The organism is Parasphingorhabdus sp. (assembly GCF_049667325.1).
Lineage (GTDB): Bacteria > Pseudomonadota > Alphaproteobacteria > Sphingomonadales > Sphingomonadaceae > Parasphingorhabdus.
In genome coordinates this window covers 1-22,056 of sequence record NZ_JBATHY010000102.1, presented here as the reverse complement: position 1 = coordinate 22,056, position 22,056 = coordinate 1, and the positions used below count along the sequence as shown (strand labels likewise).

The following is a 22,056-nucleotide window of genomic DNA, read 5'->3' as shown; positions in this document are numbered from 1 at the left end:
CCCTCGATCGTTCTCGTTCCAGGATGATGCTTGTCGAGATGCTTGCGTATGATCCGCAGATTCTTGCTGTTCGAGCGCCAGAAAAAGTCGAAAATATCGCCTGCGAAGGGGATTGCACCGAGCGCGGTATCGAACCCGACATTGGCCGCCATGCGCGTCAGTTGCAGCTTGGACATCCCCAGATTGCGCGCTTCCCAGACGATATAGGCACCCATCAGCGCGGTAGCGACATCGCCGACAACAGGGATCAGGCCGACGATCGAATCCAGACCGATCGGCCGGTTGATGCCCGGAATAACAAACGCCCGTTCGAGTATCTTTTCCATCGCCTCGACGCGGTTGCGCACCGCCTGCGGGTCGCGGCTGACGTCGGGCAATTGTTCGGCCAGACGCTTTAACTGTTCTTCGGAAATGGCCATCGGACCTCTCTGTCGTGCTCTAATAATACAGTCAGGATATAGGTATGCCAACCAGCGGGTTCAATGGATGCCAACCGCGCGGATTGACGGCAAAGCCGCGTTGGCCTTGCCGGGCAATAGACCAGCGGATGGGAACCGCGATCGGAATGAAATTATAATGGTTGACCAGCATTTTTTCCACTTCGGCATAGAGACGCGCCTTGATTTCCAGATTGGTGGCCGCCTCGGCCTCCACGATCTGTGCATCGGCATCGTTCAGGCAGACCGGTGTTACCGGGCAGATAAGCTGTTTCAAAAACCATTGCGGGCTATCATAAGGCGCGATTTCGTCCACCAGCTGAACGTCGGCATCCTGGTTCATTCCGACCTTTCTGGCGTTCAATCCCACTCTTCTGAGATCGGACTGGATGCGCTTGAAGAGAATGTCGGCACCCGCCGCATCAGGCAAAGCGATGGTGAGCGGGACAATCGGTCCTTCCGAAGCCTTCCATTGTCGTACATGGTTTCTGGAAAAGGCAATCCGCTCCTGCATGGTCATGCCGGCCCAGTCCGGATAGGTGTTGATGCCGTCGACATCGAGCGCTTCGGGAATGATCTTGAGCCGGCTCTGCCAGGCGCTGACGCCGGGGAAAGAGGTCAGCAGCGCAGGGCGATTGATCGCCATCGCGAGAATTTCGCGATTGCCGGGAACCGCCCAGAAACCATTGGCGCGAATGAACCGCAACCCGAACAGCCCGGCGACCGGATCGAGCCGCAAATCGCTAGTGCTGATTCCCGCCGCCTCGATGAGCGGGAGATGATGATATTTACCGTTCAGAACCATTTGTACGCCACCGGCCCGATAGCGGGCTATTGCGACAGCAGCCGGTTCGCTGCGCAGGGACACCCAGCGGTCATCTTCTTCCTCCGCGTCCTTTTCTTCCTGCGAAGGTTCGTCAAAGCGATTGAGTTTGATGGCATCGACTTCGCTCAACAAGCGCATGGGGCCGGCACCATGGCCAGCCCGGAACAGACCCATTTCCGGTTGGGCGAGCAGCTGAAGGAAATTTGGGTGCGGCGAATCCAGTCTGATCTCGATCACCCTGCCGGTCATCGACACCACTTCTTCGATTTCCGAAATATCATGCTGCAAACGGCTATCGCCAAGTTCGGTAAAACGCTCGCGAAGCAGGCGGGTCACACGCTCGGCGCTGATCTGCCTGCCATCATCCCATTTTGCATCGAACAGTCGGAAGATATAGCTCAGACCATCGTTGGAAACGATCCAGCGTGCGGCCAGCGCGGGAACGACCCGCCCTTCTTCATCCAGCCCGACGAGGCCCTTGGCCATCGCCGCGCGCATGGTGGCCGAAGCAAAATTCAGCCGCGTCCCGACCGGATTGATCCGCGTTGGTCCGTCCTCGACAACGGTGACTCTTACCTGATCTTCGTCCCCAGCAAACCCGCAGGACCCTAGCAATATCACCACAAGAGCGGCCGATAAATTTTTCAGCCAGAATGTCGAACGGGAAATCATCTCGGCCTTATACGCAGAGTGCGGCTGGGATGCACATTGGAAATATTATCTTCCCATCCCGCGATGCGGTTGGCCACCAGGCTACGCGTGACGTAATAGTAGAGTGGCAGGACCGGCATGTCGGCGATCAGCACCGCTTCTGCCTGGCGCATCAATGTCTGGCGTCGTGGAGGGTCTGGCTCGGCAATCGCGCGGGCCAACATCCTGTCATATTCGGGATTGTCATAGCCCGAGTAATTTCCGGCGCCATTGGCATTCTGGTGAACCAGCAGGAAATTTTCCGGCGTCGGCAGATCGGCAATCCAGCCCGAACGGGACAGAGCAAATTCGTGCCGGCGCAGCGCCGCAAAATGCAGCGCGGCTTCGCTGTTGAACAGGCTGGCTTCGACGTTCAGAGGCTTCCACATTGCCGCCATCGCAACGGCGACCCTGCGATGCTCGGCGGAACTGTTGAACCGGATTTCAAAGCGTAGCGGCTTGGTCGCGCCAAATCCGGCTTCTGCCAGCAAGGCGCGTGCCGCACGCAAACGCTTTTCCCGCGGCCAGTCAGCCCAATCGGGTTTGGCAGAGGATGGACCGACCAGCCCCGGCGGCAACAATCCCCAGGCTGGGATATTTCCGATACCGATCACCTTGTCGGCGATCCACTCCCGTTCGACAGCCATCGACAAGGCGACCCGGACCCTGCGGTCATCAAAGGGCGGCGCACGGGTGTTGAACGCAAAATAATAGCTGCCGAGATAAGGGACGCTGTGGGCCGCGGCCGGATGATTGTCCTGAAGCCACTGATGACGGCTTGCCGGATAGTCCGCGGCGATATCCGCACCGCCGGACAGAAACAGACGCATCGCCGACAGGCTGTCATCCATCGGTTTCCAGATGATGGTTCCAGTCGCCGGTGTTCCGTCATGCCACGCGGGATTGCGCTCCAATCGCGCATGGTCATTGAGTTTCCATTCGGACAACCGATATGGACCGCTGGTGATCATCGGTCGATCCGAAGTCCATCTGTCCCCTTTGGCATTGATTCGATGCAGGGGAAGGGCGGCCATAGCCGGATGCGCCAGCAAGGCGGGCAAGGACGGATCGGGAGAGGCGAGGGTCACGACCGCGCTATTTATACCCGACGCCTCCATGGCCACGATATTGCCGAACAGGGCCTGAGCCGCCGCTGCCGTTTCCGGTGCGCGCAGGCGTTGCAGCACGGCCGGGAAAAGCGTGGCATCAAAACCGGTATCGTCGGAGAATCGCAGATTATCCCGCAACGCAAAAGTCCAGGTCAGACCATCCGGCGAGATTTTCCATCCTGTCGCCAATCCCGGCTCTGGCTCCCCTTTTGCATCCAGACGGGTCAGGCCTTCAAACTGGTCGGCGGCAACGCGCAGCGATGACAGGTCAGAGACTTTTTGCGGATCGAGTCCCTTGATCTCCGAATCGGACAGTCGGACGATCTGGGCCGGGCCAGGCGCTGTGCCGACCGCCGGATCCCGGTCACAGGAGACGAGCAGCAGGATCGTGCACAGGAGGGCGATGTAACGCATGGCAACTGTCTAGATGCTTTTGCCGGCTCGACAAAGCGGAACTCTTGTGCTGCTATCGCCTTTGAGGAGAAATTCTGAATGCCCGCCCTACAATATGATATTTCCGACATCGGTGAGGTTGGCGCCGCTGTGCTGGCTTTGCTTCCCGAGATCGCTGCGCGCGCCGAAGAAACCGAACGGGCGCGGCGATTGCCGGCCGATCTCGCAGCAAAGCTGGCCGCTGCGGGCGCGTTCAATCTGTCCAAACCGGCAGCGCTCGGCGGGCTGGAGCTGGAGCCGCTCGATTTTATGAAAATTGTCGAGACGGTTGCCGAAGCGGATGCCAGTACAAGCTGGTGCCTGATGATCGCGGTTACCTCGACATTGGGAGCCGCCTATATGGCGGAACCGGCGGCACGCGAAATCTTTGGCGCGGACGATGTCATTACCGGCGGCGTGTTTGCGCCAATGGGTAAGGCCGAGGACAAAGGCGACCATTATCTGCTCAGCGGCCAGTGGCAATGGGGCTCGGGTTCGGCCAATTGTTCGTGGCTGGGAGGCGGCGCGATGATCCTCAGGGATGGCGAGCTGCAGAAGTTTGACAATGGCGCGCCCTATCACCGGATGTTGTTCTTTCCGGCCAAAGACGTGTCGTTCATCGACAGCTGGCATGTCGCGGGATTGAAAGGCACCGGATCGGGCGATTTTTCGGTCGAGGGCGTGAAGGTCCCCAAGGATCGCAGCGTGTCCTTTGTCGGCGACCAGCCGCGCGATCCGGGCGCCCTGTACAAATTCCCGCTCTTTGGCCTGCTTGCGCTGGGCGTGTCTTCGGTTGCGCTCGGCAACGCGCGGGCCGCGCTGGAGGAGATCAAGACTATCGCGATCCACAAGAAGACTCCGGGTGGCGGTCGCGCGATGGCACAGCGGGCAATGGTCCAGGTCGAACTGGCGCGAGCAACGGCCGATCTGGGCGGTGCGTTCGGCTATCTGGAAAATGCGATCAGCGAATGTTGGACCGAAGCACAGGGCGGCGGCGAAATATCCGCCACAGGACGCGCCAATCTGAGGCTTGCCTGCGCCCATGCCACCGCGATTTCGGCTGATGTCTGCAAGACCGCCTATACGCTCGGCGGCGGTGCCGCGGTCTATTCGGGCAACAGCCTGCAACGCCGGTTTCGCGACGCCCATGTCGCCACCCAGCATATCGCGACCGCCCCTGCGGTGTTCGAACTGGCTGGCCGGATACTTCTGGACCAGCCGGTGGATATGGCGATGCTGTAGCCGACCGGTTCAATTGCACGATCTTCGCATGCGGCACGCACACGAATAGCATCCGCTAGTTGAAGGTTATGAAATCCCTGATTTCTACCGAGTTTGGCCCCAGGGTGATCGGGTTGCGTACCCCGGCTAATACGCACACATCAAATAATTCGGTGATCGCACCGTCAAGGCGCAGCCAATGGGCGACATCGCCCGATTGCAAATTCAATATCTGCACGCCGCACCATGCATCGGCATCTTTTTCCTTGAGCTTGTCGTCCAGTGCGAGCCCGTCAAACCGCTGATGGCGGGGCTTTGACAAAGTCGTGATGGCATAGTTGCCATGAAACGCGAGGCCGCGCAGAAAACCGGGGAAGAATGCAATCGGCTGGAAGCTCTTGTCCCCGGGATCTATCCAGCCGAGTTCACCGCTGCCGGAATTGAGCACCCAGAGCTTTCCGTCGAACCAGCGCGGACTGTGCGGCATCGACAGTCCCTCAGCCATGATCTCGTTACTATCGATATCGATGATCACGCCGCCATCATGGCGCCGGTCGCGCCAGCCATCGACGACATCGCTGCGACAGACTGCGGAAACATATTTGGGTTCTCCGTCGACCATGGCCAGACCGTTGAGATGGCAGCGGTCCTCCGGCGCAAGTTTGGAGATGAATTCCGGTTTCCAGATCGGTTTGAAACTATGCTTGATATCCGGCTCGCACAAGCAGCTATAGCGGGTGTTGATATAGACCATTCGCCCGTTCTTTCGGATACCCAGTTCATGGATATCGATATTGCCGGTGGTCTGCATATTGCGCGGAACATAGACTTTGTCGTGCACATCGTTCGCGGTCTGCCCCGGCGCCAGGACGTTTTCCATCCGGACGACCTGGGTCAAAGTGCCCAGATAAATCCGCTCGTTATCGCCCGCCACACCCATCGCCTGCGGATATTGTGCTTCGTGCAGGGCAAGTTTGTCGTCCTCGCCTGAACCGATGAGGTATAGTCTGCCTGTCTGATAGGATGTGAAGCCGAGAGAGATATTATTGGCCGCCAGAAATCCGGCGAGCCCCGCTGAAAAATTGATGTCTGTCTTGCCCGCATCCGGCTCTTTCGCGGGAGGCATTTCTGCCGGTTGGTCGGAGGTTGGCGGTGCGGCCTTTTCAACGCTATCCTTTTTTGCCGCCTTCTTGTCTGCCACGCCCAACCCTCCCTGATATCAAGGCTGTGCCAAAACCATTGTCCGGTCACAAGACAAAAGGTCTTTTGCAGTCAGAAACATCGCTAAGAATCCACGTGCCCATTTGCACTTGTCGGGGTGATGGATCAATATTGTGAAGGCTCTGGCGGTCGGTTGATGGCCGGCATATACAGCCCTCGCCCGAACGTTATTGGTGCGGACGGCGGGACTCGAACCCGCACACCCATTTCGGATAGCAGATTTTAAGTCTGCTGCGTCTACCATTTCGCCACGTCCGCACCGGTAGTTCCAACCGCAGTCGGAGCCTAGCGACAAGCATTATTGCGAACGCGTGGTCAAGTGCATAGGCAAATAATATTTGAAAATTGTAGTGATCAGTCCTTGTTCAGCCGCTCGCGGATTTCCTTGCCGGGCTTAAAATAGGGCACTCTTTTGGCTGGAACCTCTACCGATTCTCCGGTGCGCGGATTGCGGCCGGTGCGCGGTTTGCGCTGGCGGGTTGAAAAGGCACCAAATCCGCGGAGTTCCACGCGGCCGCCGTCGGCTAGCTTCTGGCTAATCTGGTTGAAAAACACGTCGACGATTTTCTCAATCTCGTCCGGTTTCAATTCCGGATTTTCTTCAGCGAGCTTCTCTAATAGTTCAGAACGTATCATCGGTGCGCCTTTCCGATTCCGGGGCGATCCAGCAGACTCAATCTTTGCAGAGACTCTGGGAATCTTGAAGTCTGATGTTATCTAGACTCGATAGATGCCAGAAATCATGACTGTTTTCAATGGCCTTTGCAGTTTTGTACAATTTTGGTCGCGAAACGGGACACGGCAATGAAAAAGCCCACCCCTGATCGAGGGGTGGGCTTTTTTTGAATATAATCGCGTGGTTGAAGGACTATTCTTCCTTCTTCTTGAGTGCCTCACCCAAGATGTCGCCAAGGCTCGCACCGGAATCGGTTGAACCGAATTGTTCCACGGCCTGTTTCTCTTCTGCCAGCTGATGCGCCTTGATCGAGAAATTCGGTTTCTTCGAACGGTCGAAACCGGTGATCATTGCGTCGAGCTTCTGGCCAACCTGGAAACGGTCCGGACGCTGTTCGTCGCGGTCGCGGCCAAGATCGTTGCGCTTGATGAAGCCGGTCGCGCCGTCGTCGCCCATTTGGACTTCGAGGCCGCCATCGCGTACTTCCAGCACGGTGACGGTTGCCACCGAACCCTTTTTGATGCCGCCGGTATCGGTGCCACCCATGGCGGGCGCACCTTTTTCCAGCTGCTTCATGCCAAGCGAAATGCGTTCTTTATCAACATCAATGTCGAGAACGATCGCTTTTACCTGCTCACCCTTGTGGTGGAGGTTGAGCGCGTCTTCGCCAGAGATGCCCCAGGCGATATCAGACATGTGAACCATGCCGTCGACGTCGCCTTCAAGGCCGATGAACAGACCGAACTCGGTTGCATTCTTGACTTCGCCTTCAACCGTGCTGCCGACCGGGTGCGTATCTGCAAAGTCGGTCCATGGGTTGGACTGAGCCTGTTTGAGGCCAAGCGAAATGCGGCGTTTTTCGGTGTCGACTTCGAGAACGATAACTTCGACTTCCTGCGAAGTGGAAACGATCTTGCCCGGGTGGACGTTCTTCTTGGTCCAGCTCATTTCGGAAACGTGAACCAGGCCTTCGATGCCGGGTTCGAGTTCGACGAAAGCACCATATTCGGTGATGTTCGTGACCGAACCGTTGAGCTTGGTGCCAACAGCATATTTCTCGGTTGCGCTATCCCAGGGATCGCTCTCGAGCTGTTTCATGCCGAGCGAGATGCGCTGGGTGTCTTTGTTGATCTTGATGATCTGGACTTTGAGCGTGTCGCCGATGTTGATCATCTCGTTCGGGTGATTGACCCGCTTGTAGCTGAGATCGGTAACATGGAGCAGACCGTCAATGCCGCCGAGGTCGACGAACGCACCATAATCGGTGATGTTCTTGACGACGCCTTCGGTAACCTGACCTTCAGCCAGCGACTCGATGAGGCCCGAACGCTGTTCAGCGCGGGTTTCTTCGAGAATGGCGCGACGCGAGACAACGATGTTGCCACGCTTGCGATCCATCTTGAGGATCTGGAAAGGCTGGGTGATGTCCATCAGCGGGGTCACATCGCGCACGGGGCGGACGTCGACCTGGCTGCCGGGCAGGAACGCTACAGCGCCATCGAGGTCGACAGTGAAGCCGCCTTTGACGCGGCCGAAGATAACACCTTCGACGCGATTGCCGTCGTCATATTCTTTTTCAAGCTTGTCCCAGCTTGCTTCGCGGCGGGCGCGGTCGCGGGACAGCATGGCTTCGCCGTTCACATTTTCGATGCGGTCGACATAGACTTCGACTTCGTCGCCGACGGAAATTTCGGCCTTTTTACCGGGAGCGGCGAATTCGCGCAGCGCAACACGGCCTTCTGATTTCAATCCCACATCGATGACAGCCATGTCATTTTCGATGCCGGTTACGGTGCCTTTGACGACGCGGCCTTCAAAGCCCTGGTCTTCGCCACCGAGTGATTCGTTTAACATTGCCGCGAAATCGTCGCGGGTTGGAAATGCCGTTGAGGCCATATGGTTTATTCCTTGATAGTCAATTTTTCTGGCCAGGCGGTTGGTTCCGCCGGTCTTGGACCAAAATTGCCGCGGCCACCCCATGTGACCGCCGCATCCATCAGAAAACTGCCGATATCTGGTATATGCGAAGCCAAGCACAAATGCCAAAAGCTGCGCTAAAGCCGGGCCGGTTCTTTACCAGCCCGTCTTGCGCATCATTTGTCTGCTATGCCGGATCTTTGTCGCGCCGGCCGCTTGTCTTCGCATTCACCATGGCAATTGCCTGCTGAATGGCGGCGTCTATAGTCAAATTGGTGGTATCAAGCAAGTCTGCATCTTCGGCGGGTTTGAGCGGCGCAGTCGTACGGTTTTTGTCGCGCTTATCGCGTTCGAGAATGTCGGCCAATATGTCGTCAAAACTGACTTGCTCGCCGCGCCGCTTCATTTCCTCGAAGCGCCTGATCGCGCGTGCCTCGGAGGAGGCGGTCACGAACAATTTAACGTCGGCATCCGGCGCGATGACCGTGCCGATGTCACGACCATCGAGAACGGCACCGGCCGGCTGGTAGGCGAAGTCCTTTTGCCGTTTGTCCAGCGCTCGCCTCACTTCCGGATGAACCGAGACACGACTGGCCAAACCGCCAACCACTTCTCTGCGCAAGGCCGGATTGTCGAGCAAAGTGCTGTCAAATACGCAAGCGGCGAGCGCATCGGCGGGATTGTCGGCATCACCGCCCTGTTCCTGGAGCGTCCAGCCAACAGCCCGATAGAGCAGGCCGGTGTCGAGGAAGGGCAAGGAAAAATATTTCGCCAGCTCCTTGGAGATCGTGCCTTTGCCAGAGGCGGTCGGGCCATCCACAGCGATGATCATGGTTGTTGCCTCGCGTGATCTCGATAGGCTTTCCAGAGGCCGCCAACTGCTATCGCCATCCACACAAATTCCAGCAGCAATGACGCCAGATTGAAATGTACCAAGAGCGAGAGTGTAAGCAGGAGTGCGCCGATCAGGTTGGTGCCGTTGTAGACAAACGCGTTCACCACCGGCGCATAGACGTTATAGGCATAGGCAAAGACGATCAGAGCGCTGCCCAAAATTCCGATTACATTGGCCCAGAATCCGTCGATCATCAGGATGCCAGCTTCGCTAGAAGTCGTTCAAACCCTGGAAAGCTGGTTTGTGCCGGCGTGATATCATCGATCGTGAGGCCTGGCTTTGTCACCAGCCCAGCGACCGCAAAACTCATCGCGATGCGATGATCGAGCGCGGTCTCGATGACCGGCTTGGTTTTTCCGCCGGATCGCGGTTTGCCGCCGCTGCCTTCGATCACCAGGCCGTCTTCCTTTTCGGTCAGCTTTACACCGAGAAGGCCAAGGCCTTTGGCCATTTGCGACAGCCGGTCGGATTCCTTGACCCGCAATTCGTGGAGGCCGCGGGTGGTGGTCTTTCCGCTCGCCATCGCCGCGGCGATGAACAATATCGGGAACTCGTCGATCATGCTCGGCGCTATTTTGGCGGGAACGTCGATGCCGGTGAGCGGGCTGTGCTTGACGTGAATGTCCGCGACCGGCTCTCCGCCAACCGTGCGCTTCTTCTCGAAGCTGATATCGCCGCCCATGTCGCGCAACACATCGAACAGACCAGTGCGCGTGGGGTTGATCCCGACATTTTCGATGACGATATCCGATCCGGGCACGATCAATGCGGCAACCACCAGGAAAGCGGCGGATGACGGGTCGCCGGGCACTTTGATCTTTTGCGGTTTGAGTTCCGCTTCTCCGGTCAGCGATATGATCCGGCTTCCCTCGGCATCCGTTTCGACGTTGATTTCTGCGCCAAATCCCCTGAGCATGGTTTCGCTATGATCGCGGGTCAGCACCGGTTCGATGATTCGGGTAATGCCGGGGGTGTTGAGGCCCGCCAGCAATATCGCCGACTTGACCTGTGCAGAAGCCACCGGCAGGCGATATTCAAGCGGAACCGCCGGGCAAATTCCTCTCACGGTTAGCGGCAGGCAAGCCTTGTGATCGGGCGTCTCGCGTGCCTGGATATCCGCGCCCATTTGGGAAAGCGGATCGATGACCCGGCCCATCGGACGTTTCGACAGACTCGCATCGCCGATGAAGGTGGTGCTGATCCCGTGGGATGCGACCAGCCCCATCAGCAATCGGGCCGATGTCCCGCTATTGCCCATGTCGAGCGCATTTTCCGGCTGCATCAGGCCACCGACACCAACGCCATGGACGGTCCAGACGTCGTCCTTTTTCTCGATTTTTGCCCCCATTGCACGCAGGGCATCGGCGGTTGCCAGAACATCTTCGCCTTCGAGCAGCCCGGTAATCCGGCTTTTGCCGATCGCGAGAGTCGACAATATCAATGCCCGATGCGAGATGGATTTGTCGCCGGGAACGGAAAATTTACCGGTGAGCGGGCCAGACGGTTTGAACGTTACTGGCTGTGGAGTGTTGCTGGTCATGTCAGAGCTTTGTTAGCGGAACGCACAAATGATTCGTGCAGGAATATCAAACGGCTTTTGACAGCGCTGCAAAGCTATGGCAAGGCGCGCCGGATTTCGCGGCTGATTTGGGCAAAGCTTGAATCGCCGCAGCACAGACTTAAACCAATCAACGACTTGATTTAGACAGGATTTGGACACCAGCCATGGTTAAACCGGAATGGGGCACAAAACGCACATGCCCGAAATGTGGAACGCGCTTTTACGATCTGGGCAAAGAAGACCCGGCGACCTGTGTTGAATGCGGGGAAAGCTTTGTTCCCGAAGCAGTCCTGAAATCGAAACAACCGATGCCCTTTGAAGCCGCGCCAAAGAAAGACGCGAAGAAGGAAGAAGACTCGGTTGACGATGATGATCTGGACGTCAACATCGACGATGACGAACCTTCCCCGGACAACGAAGTTGACCTGGGCGGCGACGATGATCTGGGCGTCAGCAAGGGTAAAGGTGACGACGAGCCAGACGACACCTGATTTTTGATTTGCATTCTGGAGGGCGGCTGGATTAAAGGCGCTCTTCAAATGGGGCCTTAGCTCAGCTGGGAGAGCGCTTCGCTGGCAGCGAAGAGGTCAGCGGTTCGATCCCGCTAGGCTCCACCATTTTTTCCCAATCTCCCGGCGATTCCTGCTTCCATGCCATCCGGCATGTTGTGGGCGTGGGCAACAATTCATTGAAAACGCGTGGCGATCGCCCGATAGTTCCGATGCAATCATAAAATCCGGTCTTGTTGTTTTCCGGGAGAATCGAATAACGGCTCTCCCAATATGAAGCCGATAATATTCGGGCTTCCCAGTTGGTCGACAAGCGCCTTGCCGACAATCAGCAAGGGCACGGCGATCAATGTGCCAGCCAATCCCCATATCCATGTAAAATAGCTGATGGCCAGGAGAATGAGGACCGGGTTCATCGAAAACCGCCGCCCCAAAATTGCGGGTGTCACCAAATTTGCTTCGATGGCCTGCAGGCCGATATAGGCGGCCGTGGGCGCCAGTCCGCCTGCCAGATCTCCCGTGGAAGCCGCGCCGAACCCGAATAAAAGCACGGCCATCAACATCGGGCCAAGATAGGGAATAAAATTCAAAATTGCTGCAAGACCGCCCCACATGAGAGGTGATTCGATGCCCATTGCCCACGCGCCAAGTGCGACCAGTATACCGACTGCTATATTGATAGTGGTGACGGCACCGATATAGTGTGACAGGTCTTCTGTGATGCTCCGCCCGGCCCGGGCTGCCTTGAGCGTCGTACCCAATGTCGACCGGTTCAATAATATGATCCGTTTCAACCGCAGCCGGGATTCCAGCATGAAATATACCAGAAGCACGACCAGCAGAAACTCGACGAAAACAGCCGGTGTCGCATAGGCGGCTTCTTCCATGACGTTGGGACTGGCCAGGATCACTTCCTGTCCCTTGGATTCGCCGATTGTCGAAGAGAATTCCGTGCCCATTTGCGAAACTGATGAAGTGAACTGACGGATGTCGACAAGCCGTTCCTGCAATATATTCGTGATGTCCGGAAACCGCTCGGCCAGCTCCAGAGCCGGTTGCAAGATTAGCAAAAACCCGAATGCCAGAAAGAAGAGAAACGCAAGCACGGCAAAAAAGGCGGAGATCGCGTTTGGTATTCCAAGATTGGTCAAGCCGTTGGTCAGGGGGAGCAGCATCAGCATTATTACGATCGCGGCGAACAGCGGACGAAAAAAGACAGCCCCGGCTGACAGGACAAAGGGTAGCGCCAAAAACAGGCCGAGCGACAAAAGAAAAATAGTTGTCGATAACAGTCTTTTTATGGTTATTTTCGGGCTCAGGCGCTGTTCGGTTGCGGGAGCCCCTTCGGCGTCCCCGGTAACAAGATTATTTTCATTGGCCAATATATGCTGCGCCTGTCTGAGTGAATCTGTAGCTGCCTTGCGTACATTTGGTTGCTACCACAGGATAATCGATTTCCAATGCAATATTGGACCGCAACGCATCTTCCTGCGCTTTTTCGCATTCCCGCAACGTCGCAAAGGCACGATTGTCCCTGACGATTTCCCGGCACATGGTCATGTCGTCGGAACATCCCATCAATATGATTGCATAAGCGAGGCCAGTGATCATTTCCTGCTCCATCGAGTTTGGCATTCCATATGGTTTACAAACACGACCGGAGCGGAAAGGTTGCGGCGGTTGAAGAGATCGACCTAATTCTGCGACGGGCAATTAGCAGGAGTCAGGCCACGTCGGGTTTCGAACCAGTCGATTGGAAGGCCGTTCACCAATCCGAAAATCGCGGGTTCGGTCACATGCCGCGCTGCGTCGTTGCAAATGGAGTCCGTCGCTATTACATGACCTTGTCGCAGTCCTCGAGAAACCCGAGTAATTCAGGGATTTTCGCTTTGATTGAGATGTTGCTCCCGGGCTTCGGCAATTTTTCGGCCCCAAGCCCGGCCGAGGGGCTGGTTCCGAAAATTCCTGAGCGAGAGTCCCGGCGCGGGCGATATTCACGAAACCTGTTCACAATTGAGAGTTCTCGACAATCCGATGGCCAAACCACCAAGTCATTATGACGCAATAATTCTGGGCGCGGGCGGGGCTGGCCTGATGTGTGCCGCAGTCGCTGGCCAGCGCGGTCGCAAAATATTGCTGATCGATCATGCCGATGAACCGGGTAAAAAAATCCTGATCTCGGGCGGCGGGCGCTGCAATTTCACCAATAGTGGCACCGCGCCTGACCGCTTTCTGTCGCAAAACAGGCATTTCGCAAAATCGGCGCTGAGCCGCTATTCGCCCGCTGATTTTATCGCATTGGTTGATCATTACGGCATCGACTGGCACGAAAAAACCCTGGGCCAGTTGTTCTGCGACGGTTCCGCCCGGCAGATTGTCGACATGCTGATGGCGGAATGCCCCGATCAGGCGGTTAGCCTGTCGCTAGGCAAGGAGATAACCGACGTCAGTCATAGCGATGGCCGTTACCGGGTGGAATATGGCAGAGAAACCGCTTTTGCGCCTTCGCTGGTGGTCGCCACCGGCGGTCCGTCGATCCCGAAAATGGGGGCTACCGGTTTCGCTTATGATCTGGCGCGAAAATTTGGGTTGAAGATAGTCGAGCCGAGGCCAGCTTTGGTGCCGTTGACTCTGGGCGGGGAAGAAACCCTGTTTCGTTCGCTGTCCGGCGTGTCCGCCCCCGTAATCGCAAGATGCGGAAAAACTGCATTTCGGGAAGCCGCTTTGTTCACTCACAAGGGTTTGTCTGGACCCGCGATTCTTCAGATTTCATCCTTTTGGCAACATGGTGAACCGGTAGAGATAGATTTTATCCCAGATTTGCCCGGCGACTGGCTAATTCAGGCAAAACGGCAATTGCCGCGGCTTTCCTTTAAAAAGGCTATCAACGCCCATTTGCCTGCACGATTGACCGAGACGCTGATCGAACGGATCGCGCTTGAAGGAGAACTGGGCAATCTTACCGACAAGAAGCTCGATGAAGCGGCAAGGCGTCTGTCGCATTGGCGCTTCATGCCCAATGGAACCGAGGGCTTTGCCAAGGCGGAAGTCACGGCGGGCGGTATAAGTACGGCGGAAATCTCGTCCAAAAATATGGAAGCTAGTCAAGTGCCCGGTTTATATGCTATTGGCGAAGCGGTTGATGTTACCGGCTGGCTCGGTGGCTATAATTTTCAATGGGCTTGGGCGAGTGGCCATGCTGCCGGTAAGGCAATATGATCCCCAGTGCAGACCGTTTTATAACAACATAATCTTCATAAACCGCAGGCGACTGGCATTTCCGCGCGGCTTTCACTTTTGCCACGGAATTAGAACATTATGCCTTTCTCCAAAATATCTCCGCTTCTCGCAGAAGCGCTTACCGCGCGCGAATATGTCAAGCCGACGCCGGTTCAGGCCGCTGTGCTCGAAACCGAAGCCGAAGGCCGCGATCTTATCGTGTCCGCCCAGACCGGTTCCGGTAAAACCGTGGCCTTTGGTCTGGCGATGGCGCCGCAATTGCTCGATGACAACGGGCGTTTCCCGTTTCTGGTCGAGCCACTGGCGCTGGTCATCGCGCCGACCCGCGAACTCGCGCTGCAAGTGAGTCGCGAGCTGACCTGGCTCTATCAACCAGCCGGCGCGCAAATCGCGACCTGTGTTGGCGGTATGGATGCTTCGAAAGAACGGCGCACGCTGCGCCGCGGCGCGCATGTCATTGTTGGCACGCCGGGCCGATTGCGGGACCATCTCGAACGCGGGGCGCTTGACCTGAAAAATCTGCGGGCAGCGGTTCTCGATGAAGCGGATGAAATGCTCGACATGGGCTTCCGCGAAGATCTCGAAGAAATTCTCGATGCAACCGGAGAGAATCGCCGGACATTGATGTTCTCTGCGACGATTCCGAAGCCGATTATCAATCTCGCCAAACGCTACCAGAATGACGCGCTGCGCATTTCCACTGTCGGCGAAGATCGCGGACATGGTGACATTGCCTATCAGGCGATCACTGTTGCTCCGGCCGATACCGAAAATGCGGTGGTCAATCTGCTGCGCTTCCATGAAGCGGAATCGGCGATGCTGTTCTGCGGCACGCGCGAAGCGGTTCGCCGCCTTCACACCAGCCTGGTTGATCGCGGTTTCAGTGCGGTGGCGCTTTCGGGTGAACATACCCAGAGCGAACGCAACCAGGCGATGCAGGCCCTGCGCAGCAAGCGGGCGCGGGTCTGTGTAGCAACCGATGTTGCCGCACGTGGTCTGGATCTGCCGACCTTGAGTCTTGTGGTACACGTCGAAATACCGCGCGACGCAGAGACATTGCAGCATCGCTCCGGACGGACCGGGCGTGCAGGCAAAAAAGGGACGGCGGTTATCATCGTGCCTTACCAGCGGCGCAAGCGGGTTGAATCGATGCTCCGCGGCGCAAAAATCAACGCCGAATGGAAAGATGCGCCGACACGCGGCGACATTCGCAAGAATGATGCCGAGCGGCTGATCGAAACTTTGTTGCAGCCGGTCGAGATCGACGAAGATGATCTGGCATTGGCGAAGCGCCTGATGGCAGAAAAAACGCCAGAAGAAATCGCGGCTATGCTGGTGCAATCGCATCGCGCGAAAATGCCTGCTCCAGAACAGATGCTTGATCGCGGTGCGCAGTCTCAAGCCGCGCCTGGCGGCCCTCGCCCCGGTTTCGAAGATACCGTCTGGTTCAAGATGAACGTTGGCCATAACCAGCGCGCCGACGCCCGCTGGCTTTTGCCGGTGCTCTGCCGCAGGGGACATATCACCAAGAATGAAATTGGCGCGATCCGGATCAACGGCGACGACACATTGTTCGAAATTCCGCGCCGGGTGGTGGACAAATTTACCGCTGCCATCGCTGAGAAAAGAGAATCCGGCGGGGATGATACCGATGATATCGTGATCACCCAGTTCGCAGGCAAACCGCGGGATGAAGCAAAGCGCAACCGCAAGGGCGGCCGGGGCGATAATGCTGGCGGTCAACGCGATTACAGCAACGCCAGCAAGAAACATGGCGGCAAGCAATTCGGCAAGAACAAATTTGGCGACAAGAAGTTTGGCGACAAGAAATTCGGTGATAAATCGGGTGGCGGCAAGCCTTATCAGAAGCGCAAGCCGGAAGGCGAAGGCGGTTCTGACGGCGGCGGACCAAAGCGCGACTTTGGTGACGGTTTCAAAAAGAAATCCGAATATAAAGGCGATCGCAAATCCGGTCCGAAAGGCAATTTCGGCGGCGGTGACGGAAAGAAGCCGCATCGCGGAAAGCGTTCGTTTGACGGTCCGAAGCATAGCGGACCCAAAGCCGGCTGAACCGATTGATGACGGACGCTATCCAGATACTGGTCGATGCTGATGCCTGCCCGGTAAAGGATGAAATTTACCGGGTGGCCGAACGCCATCAGGTGGCGGTTGTGATTGTCAGCAACAGTCCGTTCCGGGTTCCGGACCACCCGCTGATCAGCCGGGTGGTGGTCAGCGATGCCTTTGATGCGGCCGACGACTATATCGCCGAACGAACCGGTGTCCGTACCGTCGTGGTGACGTCAGACATATTGCTGGCGGACCGCTGTGTGAAATCGGGCGCGGCGGTGGTTGCGTCCAACGGCAAGCCGTTTACGCCGGATTCGATTGGAGCTGCGGTGGCGACGCGGGCGATCATGGCCGACTTGCGCTCTGGCATGGGGACCGAAAATATCGGCGGCCCGCCTCCTTTCAGCAAAACGGATCGCTCCCGCTTTCTATCGTCGCTGGATGAAATATTGGTTCGGTTGAAGCGCGCTGGCTAGTTGACCGTAACCTGAAAGGTGAGCGCGAAGGTGCTTGCCGGGCCCAATGTAGCCGCGGTCGCCGTGATTGTGGAACCGGCCAATGATGCACCATATGGGTCGCTTTCATCGGCGCCCGTATTATTGTCATCCTCCACCGTCGTTGCGGATCCGCAATTGCTGCCGCTCTTCATCGTTCCCGGAGTATAAGTAAAGGCGCCGGTAAGGCTGTCGGTTGCGACTATCGAGCCTGCGCTCGCAGACCCGCTGTTGCTGATCAGGATGCAATATTCGACAATCGCGCCCGGAATGCGCTTGGGATTGGTGGTGCCGCTGACCGGATCGCTGATGATCGAGCTGATCTTTGTAACGCTCATCGTGGTCAATGGCCGGCAGAAGTTGATATCATGGATAGAAATGGCTTGCCCGTCGGGATCTGCGGGCGCCGTTGTGTGGTTACCATAGATTATCTCCACCTGGTCCACAGGAGAGGTGAAGGTAACCACCACGTTGCCATTGGCGGAAGTGGAGCCGGATCCAACGTCACCAATGGCGACATTGCCAATCACATAATTGGCAACGCCGTTTGTCAACGTCGGCATCACGGTGCTGCCGTTAAATCTGCCAATCACGGTCAGCTTGTCGGCGAAGTCATTGGTTGCAAAATCGATGTCGAAAACGGTGAATTGAAGCCCGGGAACCGCAGTTGGCAACGTCAGCATGGTGGTTGCGGTTTGCGATTGCGTGGTGAATTGCAGATTTTCGTATAGCGATTGTTCTGTGCCGGCGAGACCACCGGTGTTGTTGCTGTTCACCGCTGGCGAACCATCGTCATAGAAGCCGCCGGTGTTGGTGATGTCGAAGTTGATCGAGCCGATCCCGGTCACGGTATAGCTGTTATTGGTTGAACCACCGGTCCACGCCTTGCCATTCCAGTCGAACAAAATCTGGTTGGCGATCGAGCATACGGTGGTCAGGCTGGGCGGTGTTCCGGCGGTTCGCGATCCCGCAACGGTAAAGCTCCCGCTGGCATAATCATCTTCACCGGTGACGCCATTATTCGGCGTCGAGTCCGGATCCACGCGATTGGATGACGCCACTTCGGCAACATTGGTGACGGTGGCTGAGGCTGGTGCTGTAACCGTGACAATGATGTTTATGGCCCGCGTCTGTCCGGGAGCTATCGAGGGCACATCCCAAATGCCCGTTCCGCTGTTATAGGTTCCATAGCCGGAAGCGCTGACGAAGGTCACCCCTAGAGGAAGCAGGTCAGAGACCGTTGCGGCTGCGGTCTGGTTCGACGCGGCGGAATTGGTCAGCGACAAAGTGTAGGTGATATTTGTACCACTGGTCGGGCTTGCATTGCTCACCGTCTTGGCCAGCGACAGGTCGGCAAAATTGGTAGGCGCAGAAGTTAGCCACAAATCTGCTCTCAGGAAGTTTCCGTCGTCGGCGCTCGGGAACATGTCGCAGATTTCCATGCGCCAGGTTCCGATTGAATTTTGTCCGTCAAACACGGTCAGCGGATTTTCGGGCGAGAGTTGCCGTTGATAGGCAGTGGTTGGCGGGTTCGGTGTCGGTGTCAAATTGTCATTGCCATGACTGCCGCTGTTCACCGTAGGGCTGGATTCATCACTCAATCGCACGTTCAGATTGGTGTTGCCCCCCGAGGTTGAGCCATTGATCAATATTGCTCGCGTTCCTGCAGGAGATTGCAGAATGACCCTGATATCGGTGCGATAGCTATGGGACGCCAGAACGCCCAGATCGACATCGGAGACGACAAAATTGGTGCCGACCGAAAAATTCTTGACCAGCGGTGAACCGCCGGTTCCACCGGTTCCGGTTCCGCAGGTACGGGCAGCGACAATGTCGTTTGATCCGCCGGGTTCGCTGATCGTGTATTGAGTGACGGTCTGAGCGTCGACGGACGAGGAATATATCAAGGCAAAACAAATCATGGCGAGGCAGGAAAACATCTTTCCTGCCGCGACCAAATTCCTCGGGATGGTCAGTCCCGGAAAATTTTGTCCCCACTTCATGACGCTATCGAGTAGAGGAATACCCTGAAAAATTGGTTAAATTTTGGTTCGCCAGAGTTGATTAATGAGATTTTACAAATCGGCCAAGAGTCGCTGGATCAGGGCGAACAAGCTGGATTCATCCATTCCAATCGCCGCGCCCTGCCATCCATAGGCTGGTCGCCGCCAGGGCCGCTGTTTCCGCCCGTAAAATCCTTGGACCAAGAGATATGGCCACTGATTGATCCAGCGCGCGGATCATCTCGTTCTCGGAGTCGGAAAAGCCGCCTTCGGGGCCGATCAGGATCGCGGCCGGACCGTCATGGGCAACCAGTGCCTTGCGGAAGCTGCCCTCGCCGGTCTGATGGATACGCTCGTCGGCAAAGAAAAGATGCCGGTCCTTGGGCCATTGTGCGAGCATTTCGGCCAAGCTAGTCAGTGGATCAAGTTCGGGCAGGGCCGTGCGCTCGCATTGTTCGGCCGCTTCGATCATATGGGCGCGCAGTTTCTCGACCTTGATGCCGTGGCCCTGGGTGCGCTCGGTCTGCACCGGAATGATCCTGGCCACGCCCAGTTCGGTTGCTTTTTCCGCGATCCAGTTGAAGCGGTCCTTCTTGATCGGTGCGGCGCACAACCAGAGATCGGGGACGGCTTCCCGTTCGCGGGTCTTGCCATCAATCGCCAGGATCAGATCGCGTTTGCCGAGGGCCGTCGCATGGGCGAGATATTCGCCGGTCCGGTCGTCGAACAACTTTACCGGATCGCCGAGCCTGATCCGCATCACTTTCATCAGATAATGGGCGTGGCTGCCATCCAGCCGGATTTCGGCTCCGTCGGAAAGCTCGACGTCGACATAGAGGCGCGGGGCGCTGTGAGGGGGATAAGCAGGTGTGGCGGGCATATTATCGGTATAGGCATTCGTCCCGATCTTGTCGAAGGGCGTTTTGCGGTTAAGGGCAAATGGGCTTCGACAGGCTCAGCCCGAACGGATAGAGTTATCTGATGACCGAACAAATCGTTCCCGATTCCGAGCACAAGGGCATCATCGGCCTGCTGCCGACGACAGCCCGGCCTTATGCCCTGCTCGCCCGCCTTGACCGCCCGATCGGCTGGTGGTTGCTGTTCTGGCCCTGCGCCTGGGGCATCGCCCTGGCCGGAGGTGCGCTGGAACGGTGGGATTTATTGGTCTGGCTGCTGCTCGGTTCGATTGTGATGCGCGGGGCGGGGTGCGTCTATAATGATATCGTCGACCGTGACCTTGACCGGCAAGTGGAGCGGACGCGCTCGCGGCCGTTGGCCAGCGGTGCACTCTCCCTCAAGGCGGCGTGGATCTGGTTGCTGCTATTATGTGTGATTGGCCTGCTCGTCTGGTTCCAGATCAATTGGACCGCCAGGCTCGTGGCGCTGGGCAGTCTGGCTCTGGTCGCCGCCTATCCGTTCATGAAACGCATCACCTGGTGGCCGCAGGCATGGCTGGGCATGGTATTCAGCTGGGGCGCGCTGGTTGGCTGGCTGGCGATTGCTCCGCAATTTCACGGGGGCATGGCGCTGCTTTACCTAGGCTCAATATTCTGGGTGATCGGCTATGACACGATCTACGCGCTGCAGGACAAAGAGGATGACGCCTTGGTCGGGATACGGTCGAGCGCTTTGCGTCTGGGTGAAAATGTGCGTTCCGGCGTGCTGGTCTTCTATCTGATTGCGCTGGCCAGCTGGGCAGCAGCTTTCTGGATGCTGCGGCCCCAATGGCTCGGCATCGCGGCTCTGGTGCCGGTTGCGCTACACCTGTTGTGGCAGGCCGTGACCCTGACAAGCGCCGACGGCGATGACGCTCTTGCCAAATTCCGGTCCAATCGCTTCGCCGGCTTCCTGATGTTTCTCGCCTGTCTGGTTCTCGGCCAGGCCGGCTAGCCTTCGAAGAAATTGGATTGCGTTTCGCAACCGAAGCGGGTTATGGCGCTTAACTGCACAGTTAATCCGAAGCCAAATTTCCCGGAGCGATATATGAAACAACGCCGTTTGGGCCGAAGCCCGATCTATGTATCCGAAATCTGCATGGGAACGATGACTTTTGGCAGCGGCGCTGACGAGGCGATGTCACACAGGATCATGGATGCCTCGGTCGAAGCGGGAATCAATTTTTTCGACACGGCGGAAAATTATCCGGTGCCACCCAAGCCGGAATGGGCAGGGGAAACCGAGAATATCGTCGGCCGCTGGATGAAGGGCAAGGATCGCGACAGCCTGATCATCGCGACCAAGGTTTCCGGGCCGAGCCACGGATGGATTGCATCGGCGCAGCGGGCGGGCATGACCGCGATGGACCGCCATAATATCGTCAAGGCGCTGGATGACAGTCTCAAACGTCTCCAGACCGACTATATCGATCTTTATCAGACCCACTGGCCCGATCATGGCACCGCCTATGACGAGACGATGGAAGTGCTCGACGAGGAAATCCGCAAGGGCAAGATCCGTACCATCGGCTGTTCCAACGAAACCAGCTGGGGGCTGATGAAATCGCTCGAAGCATCCGAGCGGCTGGGGGTCACCCGCTATTGCACGATCCAGAATAATTTCAGCATGAACAACCGCCGGTTCGAAGATGAACTGGCGCAGGTCTGCCGTCAGGAAGGGGTCAGCCTGATTCCTTATTCGCCGCTTGCCGGCGGGGCTCTGTCGGGCAAATATAATGACGGGGCGACGCCCGAAGGCGCGCGTTTCTCTGCCTATCTCAAACTCGGCGGTCGGCAGAAGAAAATGGCCGAGCGGTTCG

Annotated in this window: 20 protein-coding genes and 2 tRNA genes; 8 read left to right on the top strand and 14 right to left on the bottom strand. The window is 57.1% G+C overall.

The annotated features are described in order from the left end of the window. The 3 genes from WBM93_RS05520 to WBM93_RS05510 all read right to left on the bottom strand — a co-directional run. The coding region (locus WBM93_RS05520; RefSeq protein WP_424429260.1) for a DUF4112 domain-containing protein at window positions 1-419 on the bottom strand (419 nt) is incomplete at its 3' end. A 31-nt stretch (window positions 420-450) separates the two neighbouring features. After that, a complete protein-coding gene (locus WBM93_RS05515; protein ID WP_424429257.1) occupies window positions 451-1,935 on the bottom strand; it encodes an ABC transporter substrate-binding protein in 1,485 nt (494 codons plus the stop codon). Beyond that, window positions 1,932-3,476 (bottom strand): peptide ABC transporter substrate-binding protein, encoded by a 1,545-nt coding sequence (locus WBM93_RS05510; protein ID WP_424429254.1) that lies wholly within the window; start codon window positions 3,474-3,476, stop codon window positions 1,932-1,934. Before WBM93_RS05510 ends, WBM93_RS05515 begins: the two co-directional genes overlap by 4 nt. Window positions 3,477-3,554: 78 nt before the next feature. Between WBM93_RS05510 and WBM93_RS05505 the strand changes: the two genes are divergently transcribed. After that, window positions 3,555-4,736 carry an acyl-CoA dehydrogenase family protein gene (locus WBM93_RS05505; RefSeq protein ID WP_424429251.1) on the top strand — a complete coding sequence of 394 codons (1,182 nt, stop codon included), beginning with the start codon at window positions 3,555-3,557 and terminating at the stop codon, window positions 4,734-4,736. A 55-nt stretch (window positions 4,737-4,791) separates the two neighbouring features. On the opposite strand, the gene WBM93_RS05500 is transcribed toward WBM93_RS05505, so the two are convergent. From WBM93_RS05500 to aroA, 7 genes are all read right to left on the bottom strand, one after another. Continuing rightward, window positions 4,792-5,916: a TIGR03032 family protein gene (locus tag WBM93_RS05500; RefSeq protein ID WP_424429248.1), complete on the bottom strand. Its 1,125-nt coding sequence runs from the start codon at window positions 5,914-5,916 to the stop codon at window positions 4,792-4,794. Window positions 5,917-6,107: 191 nt separating this feature from the next. Then, window positions 6,108-6,194 (bottom strand) — tRNA-Leu (locus WBM93_RS05495). Window positions 6,195-6,290: 96 nt separating this feature from the next. Next, complete coding sequence (locus tag WBM93_RS05490; protein WP_424429245.1) at window positions 6,291-6,572, bottom strand: integration host factor subunit beta; 282 nt, start codon at window positions 6,570-6,572, stop codon at window positions 6,291-6,293. Between the two features lie 232 nt (window positions 6,573-6,804). After that, entirely contained in the window at window positions 6,805-8,508 is a 1,704-nt protein-coding gene (gene rpsA, locus WBM93_RS05485; protein ID WP_424429242.1) for a 30S ribosomal protein S1, read from the bottom strand. Window positions 8,509-8,716: 208 nt separating this feature from the next. After that, a complete protein-coding gene (gene cmk, locus WBM93_RS05480; RefSeq protein WP_424429239.1) occupies window positions 8,717-9,361 on the bottom strand; it encodes a (d)CMP kinase in 645 nt (214 codons plus the stop codon). Beyond that, on the bottom strand, window positions 9,358-9,618 hold the full coding sequence (locus WBM93_RS05475; RefSeq protein WP_424429236.1) for a CBU_0592 family membrane protein: 261 nt from the start codon (window positions 9,616-9,618) through the stop codon (window positions 9,358-9,360). The genes cmk and WBM93_RS05475 overlap by 4 nt, the downstream gene beginning before the upstream one ends. Continuing rightward, window positions 9,618-10,964 (bottom strand): 3-phosphoshikimate 1-carboxyvinyltransferase, encoded by a 1,347-nt coding sequence (aroA, locus tag WBM93_RS05470; RefSeq protein ID WP_424429233.1) that lies wholly within the window; start codon window positions 10,962-10,964, stop codon window positions 9,618-9,620. Before aroA ends, WBM93_RS05475 begins: the two co-directional genes overlap by 1 nt. A 185-nt stretch (window positions 10,965-11,149) precedes the next feature. On the opposite strand from aroA, the gene WBM93_RS05465 reads away from it, so the two are divergent. Continuing rightward, window positions 11,150-11,476 carry a TIGR02300 family protein gene (locus tag WBM93_RS05465; protein WP_176277983.1) on the top strand — a complete coding sequence of 109 codons (327 nt, stop codon included), beginning with the start codon at window positions 11,150-11,152 and terminating at the stop codon, window positions 11,474-11,476. A 50-nt stretch (window positions 11,477-11,526) separates the two neighbouring features. Beyond that, window positions 11,527-11,602: transfer RNA gene (locus WBM93_RS05460), tRNA-Ala, on the top strand. A 110-nt stretch (window positions 11,603-11,712) separates the two neighbouring features. On the opposite strand, the gene WBM93_RS05455 is transcribed toward WBM93_RS05460, so the two are convergent. Next, complete coding sequence (locus WBM93_RS05455; protein ID WP_424429229.1) at window positions 11,713-12,876, bottom strand: AI-2E family transporter; 1,164 nt, start codon at window positions 12,874-12,876, stop codon at window positions 11,713-11,715. Continuing rightward, a complete protein-coding gene (locus WBM93_RS05450) occupies window positions 12,866-13,117 on the bottom strand; it encodes a hypothetical protein (RefSeq protein ID WP_424429226.1) in 252 nt (83 codons plus the stop codon). Before WBM93_RS05450 ends, WBM93_RS05455 begins: the two co-directional genes overlap by 11 nt. A 411-nt stretch (window positions 13,118-13,528) precedes the next feature. Between WBM93_RS05450 and WBM93_RS05445 the strand changes: the two genes are divergently transcribed. The 3 genes from WBM93_RS05445 to WBM93_RS05435 all read left to right on the top strand — a co-directional run bounded on the left by WBM93_RS05445 (window position 13,529) and on the right by WBM93_RS05435 (window position 17,280). Then, window positions 13,529-14,713, top strand: coding sequence for an NAD(P)/FAD-dependent oxidoreductase (locus WBM93_RS05445; protein WP_424429223.1), 1,185 nt, complete (start codon window positions 13,529-13,531; stop codon window positions 14,711-14,713). A 99-nt stretch (window positions 14,714-14,812) separates the two neighbouring features. Continuing rightward, on the top strand, window positions 14,813-16,804 hold the full coding sequence (locus tag WBM93_RS05440; protein ID WP_424429220.1) for a DEAD/DEAH box helicase: 1,992 nt from the start codon (window positions 14,813-14,815) through the stop codon (window positions 16,802-16,804). 20 nt (window positions 16,805-16,824) lie between these two features. After that, the gene (locus WBM93_RS05435) at window positions 16,825-17,280 is read left to right on the top strand and encodes a YaiI/YqxD family protein (protein WP_424429263.1); all 456 of its coding nucleotides are present in this window, start codon (window positions 16,825-16,827) and stop codon (window positions 17,278-17,280) included. Here WBM93_RS05435 and WBM93_RS05430 read toward each other — a convergent pair. Then, window positions 17,277-19,301 carry a proprotein convertase P-domain-containing protein gene (locus WBM93_RS05430; RefSeq protein WP_424429217.1) on the bottom strand — a complete coding sequence of 675 codons (2,025 nt, stop codon included), beginning with the start codon at window positions 19,299-19,301 and terminating at the stop codon, window positions 17,277-17,279. The genes WBM93_RS05435 and WBM93_RS05430 overlap by 4 nt on opposite strands. Window positions 19,302-19,419: 118 nt before the next feature. Then, window positions 19,420-20,181 carry a 16S rRNA (uracil(1498)-N(3))-methyltransferase gene (locus WBM93_RS05425; RefSeq protein WP_424429214.1) on the bottom strand — a complete coding sequence of 254 codons (762 nt, stop codon included), beginning with the start codon at window positions 20,179-20,181 and terminating at the stop codon, window positions 19,420-19,422. A gap of 101 nt (window positions 20,182-20,282) precedes the next feature. Between WBM93_RS05425 and ubiA the strand changes: the two genes are divergently transcribed. Together ubiA and WBM93_RS05415 are read left to right on the top strand one after the other, a co-directional pair. After that, on the top strand, window positions 20,283-21,191 hold the full coding sequence (ubiA, locus tag WBM93_RS05420; protein WP_424429211.1) for a 4-hydroxybenzoate octaprenyltransferase: 909 nt from the start codon (window positions 20,283-20,285) through the stop codon (window positions 21,189-21,191). A gap of 93 nt (window positions 21,192-21,284) precedes the next feature. Next, a partial coding sequence (locus tag WBM93_RS05415; RefSeq protein ID WP_424429208.1) for an aldo/keto reductase occupies window positions 21,285-22,056 on the top strand: 772 nt, incomplete at its 3' end.

Excerpts from the sequence above, each read along its gene's own strand:
- WBM93_RS05515 (WP_424429257.1), bottom strand. The coding sequence starts at position 1,935 with ATGATTTCCCGTTCGACATTCTGGCTGAAAAATTTATCGGCCGCTCTT.
- WBM93_RS05510 (WP_424429254.1), bottom strand. The coding sequence starts at position 3,476 with ATGCGTTACATCGCCCTCCTGTGCACGATCCTGCTGCTCGTCTCCTGT.
- WBM93_RS05505 (WP_424429251.1), top strand. The coding sequence starts at position 3,555 with ATGCCCGCCCTACAATATGATATTTCCGACATCGGTGAGGTTGGCGCC.
- WBM93_RS05490 (WP_424429245.1), bottom strand. The coding sequence starts at position 6,572 with ATGATACGTTCTGAACTATTAGAGAAGCTCGCTGAAGAAAATCCGGAA.
- rpsA (WP_424429242.1), bottom strand. The coding sequence starts at position 8,508 with ATGGCCTCAACGGCATTTCCAACCCGCGACGATTTCGCGGCAATGTTA.
- cmk (WP_424429239.1), bottom strand. The coding sequence starts at position 9,361 with ATGATCATCGCTGTGGATGGCCCGACCGCCTCTGGCAAAGGCACGATC.
- WBM93_RS05475 (WP_424429236.1), bottom strand. The coding sequence starts at position 9,618 with ATGATCGACGGATTCTGGGCCAATGTAATCGGAATTTTGGGCAGCGCT.
- aroA (WP_424429233.1), bottom strand. The coding sequence starts at position 10,964 with ATGACCAGCAACACTCCACAGCCAGTAACGTTCAAACCGTCTGGCCCG.
- WBM93_RS05465 (WP_176277983.1), top strand. The coding sequence starts at position 11,150 with ATGGTTAAACCGGAATGGGGCACAAAACGCACATGCCCGAAATGTGGA.
- WBM93_RS05450 (WP_424429226.1), bottom strand. The coding sequence starts at position 13,117 with ATGGAGCAGGAAATGATCACTGGCCTCGCTTATGCAATCATATTGATG.
- WBM93_RS05445 (WP_424429223.1), top strand. The coding sequence starts at position 13,529 with ATGGCCAAACCACCAAGTCATTATGACGCAATAATTCTGGGCGCGGGC.
- WBM93_RS05440 (WP_424429220.1), top strand. The coding sequence starts at position 14,813 with ATGCCTTTCTCCAAAATATCTCCGCTTCTCGCAGAAGCGCTTACCGCG.
- WBM93_RS05430 (WP_424429217.1), bottom strand. The coding sequence starts at position 19,301 with ATGAAGTGGGGACAAAATTTTCCGGGACTGACCATCCCGAGGAATTTG.
- WBM93_RS05425 (WP_424429214.1), bottom strand. The coding sequence starts at position 20,181 with ATGCCCGCCACACCTGCTTATCCCCCTCACAGCGCCCCGCGCCTCTAT.
- ubiA (WP_424429211.1), top strand. The coding sequence starts at position 20,283 with ATGACCGAACAAATCGTTCCCGATTCCGAGCACAAGGGCATCATCGGC.